5 protein-coding genes and 1 pseudogene are annotated in these 5,740 nt (G+C 57.7%); all 6 read left to right on the top strand.

All coding sequences use genetic code 11. From position 1 onward, the window contains the following. Positions 1-367: 367 nt before the first annotated feature. Entirely contained in the window at positions 368-1,900 is a 1,533-nt protein-coding gene (locus tag VGE80_RS02990; RefSeq protein ID WP_440591624.1) for an OprO/OprP family phosphate-selective porin, read from the top strand. 1,032 nt (positions 1,901-2,932) lie between these two features. Then, entirely contained in the window at positions 2,933-3,688 is a 756-nt protein-coding gene (locus VGE80_RS02985; RefSeq protein ID WP_375314983.1) for a DeoR/GlpR family DNA-binding transcription regulator, read from the top strand. 18 nt (positions 3,689-3,706) lie between these two features. Further along, the gene (gene pduL / locus VGE80_RS02980; RefSeq protein ID WP_440591623.1) at positions 3,707-4,411 is read left to right on the top strand and encodes a phosphate propanoyltransferase; all 705 of its coding nucleotides are present in this window, start codon (positions 3,707-3,709) and stop codon (positions 4,409-4,411) included. Between the two features lie 51 nt (positions 4,412-4,462). Continuing rightward, on the top strand, positions 4,463-4,771 hold the full coding sequence (locus VGE80_RS02975; RefSeq protein WP_373649064.1) for a BMC domain-containing protein: 309 nt from the start codon (positions 4,463-4,465) through the stop codon (positions 4,769-4,771). A 135-nt stretch (positions 4,772-4,906) separates the two neighbouring features. Next, positions 4,907-5,173, top strand: coding sequence for a BMC domain-containing protein (locus VGE80_RS02970; RefSeq protein ID WP_373653829.1), 267 nt, complete (start codon positions 4,907-4,909; stop codon positions 5,171-5,173). Positions 5,174-5,347: 174 nt separating this feature from the next. Further along, positions 5,348-5,740: pseudogene (locus tag VGE80_RS02965) on the top strand (acetate/propionate family kinase); the annotation flags it as partial.

Below are 5,740 nucleotides of genomic sequence, written 5' to 3'. Positions count from 1 at the left end.
GCCGACGGGGACGTCGGCGATCCCGGGAACGCCGACGTCCCCGTCGGCACGAACGGGTGTGGGTCTCCAAGCCTACTCGAACGTCGAAATGCCGGTCGTCGAGTCTGTGCTTCCGCCATGTGACTAAGCCTGCTGATCCTCCCTTAATCGCGATCCAAATACGATTTTCGTCCCGTGCCACACATTCTATGACAGCCACGATTTCCTGCCTGAATGCAAAACCACCACCCCAGTCAGAACAACCCCTAAAGTCAACCCATTCCCCTGTCGATAACATGACTGGAGGACTGCGTCACTCGAGAAGCTGACTGCGCGATCGCGCACTCCAAAAAAGGCCTTGAGGACCACTTCTAAGCTGAGAATTGTTGTGCAGCTTCTTGCCTCTCTTCTCGCTCGATGCATCCAGCCGCAACAGATCGTCCGGATCGTCATTCTACTGCTGTGGGCGTCTCTCCCCTCCCTGGTCCTCGCCGAGTCGGTCGCCCCAACGACGAACTTCACCGCAAAGACCAAGCCGGCCGAGACGCAACCAGCCGAATCTCGCTCAGCAGAATCCCCTGTGGAAGAGCCATCAGAGTCGGCCCCCGCCCCGCTCATGACGCCCGAGACGGTCGGTTCGCCAGACCGGCATTTTCCGCAGGAAGAACCGAGCTTCCTTGAGAGACGCTCCAAATCCGCGATACCACTCCAGGCCGTATTCGACGAGGGATTCGGACTCAAGTCATTGGATGATCAGTTCCAGTTGCGGATTCGGACGCTGACTCAGATCGACGGAAAGGTTTTCACCCCCGGTGATCAGGAGCCTGCCCGGAGCGGGATCTATATCCCCCGCTTTCGAATTTACTTTGAGGGCCAACTGACGGACATGTTCGAATACGAACTCTCTCTGCAACGCAGCGTCGAAGGAACGTTCGACGTCCTCGACGCGAACGTCAACTTCGTGCAGTCAGAAGCGTTTCAAGTTCGGGTCGGCCGTGCGCTCGTCCCGTACAGCTATGCGTGGTACGACCACCTGGAACAATACTATATCACCCCGGAACGGGGACTCTTTGCCCTGAATTATGGACTCGCTCGCCAGGCGGGCGTCTTCGCGCATGGCAAGGTACTGGAGAAACAGCTTGGCTATGCGGTGGGTGCCACCTTTGGACAGCTTTCCGGACTCGCCGACACCAACACCACCCGCGATGGCGTGGGCTATCTGAACGCCAAGCCGTTCCTGCATTCGGAACGCTTCTCGTGGCTTCGCTTTCTGAATGTCGGTGGATCACTCGCCATCGGTCAACAGGCGTATGAATCGGCTCCTCTGCCACTGCGGACATCGATTCAGACCTCCGAAAACGATGAAGCAGCACAGGCGGCTTCAGCCATCCTGCTGGAATACAAGGAAGGGGTCGTCGCGAAAGGGGAACGGGTCCAGGGGGCACTCCATGCCGCTTTGTACTCCGGCCCGGTCTCGATTGAAGCCGAGTGCTATGCCGCCCGATTCGGCATGGCGGCTCATTCCGGCGGCCCCGTCGTCGGCGTCCCGATCTTCGGCTACGACGTCACCCTGGCGAGTTTTCTCACGGGAGAACGAATCGAAAAGCGAGAGACCGTCGCACCACTCCGCCCGATCACCCGCTCTGGAACCGGGCATGGAGCGGTTGAAGTGTTCGGCCGGTATTCGAACCTGAAACTCGGCCAGCAGGTCTTTTCCGCCGACCTCGCTAACCCGAATGACTGGACGAACAACGCCGGGATCACCGACATCGGCTTCAACTGGTACCTGAATCGTTACGTCCGCATGACGTTCGACTGGCAGCACTCCATGTTCGCCTCGCCTGTGCTGCTCAATAAAGAGAAAGACCTGCGGTCGAAAACCGACGACCTGTTCTGGATCCGCTGTCAGCTCTACTTCTAAATCGTCACCTAAAGCGGCACCGTCGCCCCCCGCCCTCCCCTTGAAGTGGCGACGAGGTTCAAACAGGGCCTTCCAGCTTCAATTCGCGGGGAAGCCCCGAGCCCAAACGTTTGGAAGATTGGGCTCGCCGGAGTGCAGCCTCTTGCTGACACTGCTCAAGCAGTCCCCCTGACGAACCAGGATCAACTCAACTCGGGGCAACGGCAAGTCCGTTCCGCGTTCCCCTACCATTCCACGTTCCCTCAGGGTAGCACGGGTTGCCCGGTCCGCCGGGCTACCCGTGTGCGAAGCACAAGAGGCCTCCCCCCGGAACTCACTACTGTCCCGCCAGACGGCAACTTGGCCCGCGATCGAGAACTCTCCAGCTCGCATCCGGCTGATCGAGCCCCCGGGGTCGCCTTGCTCAGAGCAACACCCATCAGGAGATCTGTTAAATTGAAAAGCGAATCAGAGACCTGGGCATTGGCATGTATTCTCTTGATTACAAAGAACTTATGAACCATTCAGCAACGTTCCAGCGGTGGATCGGGCTGGCCAACTGGCCACCCCCTGGCCAACCGGTGGCCAGTCCCATGTCGTTCATAAATCACGAGTTGTGTCGTTTCGAGGGGGCTGACCAGGAAGATTCCGGGCAGGAAGAAGAAGACCATCTGCCACACAGCGAAAGCAATGGTGCGCATCCCAAGACTGAATTATGCCAGAAGAGTTTGACCAACAACCGATGATCACGGGTGAAAAGGAGCAACTTTTCCGGCGGGGTCCTCGGGGGAGCAGAACTTTGACGAAATCTTTCAAATAGGGTCATCTTTCACGCGTCATTCGGTCGACTGGATGCGCGGGGGATGGTGTGTACCTCGCCATCTTCGGTGCTCGCGACAGGTAGAGGCGGCACAACTGACGGAAATGACAGAACTCAATAACTGATTTTGACAGATTTTGATTGATAGCCGTCAGACCGAAAGATAGAATAGGAAAACTACATGTCCTTGTGAGGGAAACAACCAACGTTTTTCAAGGAAGAGACCATTGGTTATGATCCTCGATCAACGACGTGGCGAAATACTTCAACTTATTGAACAGCAAGGATTTGTGTCTTTACACGAGCTTGTCAACAAGCTGGGCGCAAGTGAATCCACCGTTCGACGGGATTTGGAGTATCTTGACGGAATCGGTCAGATTCGACGAACGCGGGGAGGTGCCGCCTATACAGGCGAGTCACTGACACCGTTCGAAGAACGGCGAAGTCGGGAAACGACGGAAAAAGAAAAGATTGGGAAGGCTGTTGCGGACCTGATCCAGCCGGGTGAGACGATCTTGCTGGATGGGGGAACTACAACGCTGGAAGTGGCTAGGTCGCTGGTCGGCAAACGGTTGCAAGTTGTCACGAACTCGCTGCCGATTGCCAATCTATTAGCGCAGCAGTCGAGTGTCGAATTGATTTTGATCGGTGGATACCTCTATCCGCGTACCGGGGTGGCTCTCGGGCCGCTGGCAGAAGCCTCCCTGGGAGAATTGAACGTCCCTCGCGTGATCATGAGTGCCGGCGGCATCACAGAAAAGGGTCTGTTCAACAGCAACTCGCTGCTGGTTGAGTGCGAGCGGCGAATGATCAAGGCGGCCAAAGAAGTTTGGGTGGTAGCAGACAGCAGCAAGTTTGGTCGGTCGGCCCTGACCTTCCTGTGTGAACTGTCCAGCGTAACGCGAATGATTGTCGATTCAGGTTTGAGTGACGCCTGGCGACGGGTGGTGGAATCAGCGGGCGTTGAGTTGACGGTCATCGACGTATAGGTCAACGGAGAATTTTGCATGGCGACGAATTTGAGTCGGGCGGACATTGAGCAAGTGGTTCGTTCCGTACTTGAGAAGCAGTTGGGCGGATCCTCTTCGGCGAAACCGGTTTCTGCCCCTGCACGGAACCCGCTGCTGGTCAACATTTCGGCCCGGCACGTTCACCTCTCACAAGAACATGTCGAGATCCTTTACGGCCCCGGGGCTCAACTCGAGCCGATGAAGTGGCTGTACCAGGATGGTTTTTTTGCCGCGAAGCAGACCGTGATGGTGGTGGGACCGCGCAAGCGAATGCTGCCGGATGTCCGCGTGCTTGGCCCCTGCCGCCCTTCACAGGTGGAACTGGCCTTCACCGATTCGATTTCTCTGGGGATCGATGCTCCGGTCCGCATCAGTGGCGACCACCACGATACGCCCGGTTGCGTGCTGGTCGGTCCTGTCGGCGTCGTGGAACTGAAAGCGGGCGTCATCCGCGCCATGCGGCACGTCCATATGGGCCCTGCTGACATGGAATATTACGGCGTCAAGAACGGCGACATGATGCACCTGCGAGTCGTCTCGCCCGGTTGCACCACGACACTCGAGGAACTCGTCGTCCGTGGCGATCCAAAAGTCAAACTCGAAGTCCACCTCGACACCGACGAGGGGAACGCAGTCAACCTCACCGCGGCAACCTCAGTGGAACTGATCAAGCCGCACTCCTGTGCGTGTCAGACCCACTAATCCTTGAACTTGTGATTTGTTTCTCTCCCTGAACTGCAAAGGTTATTGACGATGGCTAAGCCAATGGAAGCGCTGGGAATGTTGGAATGCAAAGGTCTCGTCTGCTTGATTGAAGGCGTCGATGCGATGCTGAAATCCGCAAACGTGCAAATGGTCGGCTGGGAAAAGGTCGGCAGCGGGCTGGTCACGGCGTTTGTCGTCGGTGACGTCGCCGCCGTCAAAGCCGCGATTGACGCCGGCGCCAGCGCTGCCAGCAAGATCGGTGAAGTCGTCAGCGTCCAGGTCATTCCTCGTCCGCACGAAGAACTGGCCGGGGTTCTGCCCAAGTCCAAGACAACCACCGCTGACTCAGCGAGCTGAAGCATGGCGAAAGCTGCTTCCGCCAAGTCATCGGCCCGTTCGTCTCGACGGACGGTCAGGTCCAACTCTGCCGCGCTGGCGATGCCGCCAGCTTCGGTTTCCGCTACTCCTCTTCCGCAGAACGGTAAGCCTTCCATGAACGAAGCAATTGGTTTGATTGAAACTAAGGGACTCGTCGCCCAGATCGAAGCTGCGGACGCGATGCTCAAGGCCGCCAACGTGACGCTGGTCAAGCAGATCCAGATCGGCGGGGCCTACATTACGACCGTGATCCGTGGCGATGTCGGTTCGGTTCGTGCCGCTGTCGACGCTGGTTCGGCTGCCGCCTCGAAGATTGGCGAACTCGTCAGCGCCCACATCATCGCCCGGCCGGAAAAAAGCCTGATGGACGCGTTTGTCTAACGCTCCCGGGACGACGGCCTTCGATCGGTGGCGATTCACGACTGACCTCAGGCAACGGACGAAACGGATGCGTTTGACCGCCTTCGATTCCACGTTGCCCGGTTCAGTGCCCCGACGCCACCTGTCTCCATCGAACAGGTTTTCTGCAGGTTCACTGCATCGACAAGGGTTTTCATGAAAGTACTCGTCGCGAATCTGGGTTCGACCAGCTTCAAGTACCGGCTGTATGATCTGCCGAGTGAAGTTCAACTGGCACGTGGAGGCATTGATCGAATCGGTCAATCGGCCAGCGCCTGCTTTGTCGAGATCAACGGCCAGAAACGGGAATCGACGCTTCCCGTCGCTGACCATGCGGCCGCCGTGGGGATGTGTCTGGACCAGTTGACCGACCCGGAACATGGATGCCTGAAATCCGTGAGCGAAGTGGCAGCGATCGGCTTCAAGGCGGTCTTTGCCGGTAACCTCAGCGGCGTGCGTGTTGTCGATGACGCACTTCTGCAGAAGATGGAAGACCTGTCCGATATCGCTCCCGCGCACAATCCGATGTACGCGAAAGCGATGCGACAG

Source organism: Schlesneria sp., from assembly GCF_036405755.1.
In the GTDB taxonomy this organism is placed as follows: Bacteria; Planctomycetota; Planctomycetia; order Planctomycetales; family Planctomycetaceae; genus Schlesneria; species Schlesneria sphaerica.
Note: the sequence above shows the minus strand (reverse complement) of the source record. Positions and strands in the feature narration are given on the sequence as shown.

Bases quoted from the DNA above. Each gene is read 5' to 3' on its own strand.
- VGE80_RS02975 (WP_373649064.1), top strand. From the start codon at position 4,463: ATGGCTAAGCCAATGGAAGCGCTGGGAATGTTGGAATGCAAAGGTCTC.
- VGE80_RS02985 (WP_375314983.1), top strand. From the start codon at position 2,933: ATGATCCTCGATCAACGACGTGGCGAAATACTTCAACTTATTGAACAG.
- pduL (WP_440591623.1), top strand. From the start codon at position 3,707: ATGGCGACGAATTTGAGTCGGGCGGACATTGAGCAAGTGGTTCGTTCC.
- VGE80_RS02970 (WP_373653829.1), top strand. From the start codon at position 4,907: ATGAACGAAGCAATTGGTTTGATTGAAACTAAGGGACTCGTCGCCCAG.